Source organism: Aquitalea sp. ASV11 (assembly GCF_016429185.1).
Classification (GTDB): Bacteria; Pseudomonadota; Gammaproteobacteria; order Burkholderiales; family Chromobacteriaceae; genus Aquitalea; species Aquitalea pelogenes.
In genome coordinates, this window is record NZ_JAELUD010000151.1 from 1 (window position 1) to 849 (window position 849).

Consider the following 849-nt stretch of genomic DNA (forward strand, 5'->3'; position numbering starts at 1 on the left):
CTGTATAGACCGGAGAGATAGCTGACAGGTGTGCGAGGACATGGGTGACACTTTCGCGAGACCTTTCACTCGCGGAATAAACATGCCCTGGAAAGCCCAAAGCATCATGGATCTGAGAGAAGAGTTTGTTCTGTTGGCGAATCAGGAGGGGGCTAATCGCCGTGAGCTGTGTCGACGTTTCGGTATCAGCCCCCAAACCGCCTACAAGTGGATTGCCCGTTACGCCAAAGAAGGAAAGGCCGGGCTGGAGGATCGTTCACGCAGACCGCATCATCAGCCCGCCAGAACAGAAGATGTGCTGGAGCAAGCGGTGATCGATCTGCGACGCCTTCATCCTGCATGGGGTGGACGCAAGATCAGTCGTCGTTTGCAGGATCTCGGTTTTGCCTGCATTGCACCGAGCACAGCCAATAGCATCTTGCAGCGCCATCAACTGATTGCGCCAAGATCACCCGAGCAAATGCCGTGGATACGATTTGAGCACGAACAGCCCAATGCGCTGTGGCAGGTCGATTTCAAAGGCTACTTTGACACCTTGGAAGGCCGTTGCTGGCCGCTGACCGTGCTGGATGATTGCTCGCGATTCAATGTGATTTTGCAAGCGTGCGGCAACATGAAGAGCGAAACGGTGCAACGCCTGCTAACGAGGGCATTCCGCTGTTATGGACTGCCAGTGCGCATGAACTTTGACAACGGTGCGCCATGGGGCTCACCGGCACAGCCGGGGCAACTGACGACTTTGGAGTTGTGGTTGATTCGGCTTGGCATCAGGACCAGCCATAGTCGGCCCTATCATCCGCAAACCAATGGCAAGGATGAACGGTTTCACCGTACGTTGAAGGCGGAGGT

1 protein-coding gene is annotated in these 849 nt (G+C 55.5%); it reads left to right on the forward strand.

What is annotated here, in order from left to right:
- Positions 1-82: 82 nt before the first annotated feature.
- Positions 83-849: IS481 family transposase (locus JHD62_RS21380; protein ID WP_199104573.1), on the forward strand; the 767-nt coding region annotated here is incomplete at its 3' end.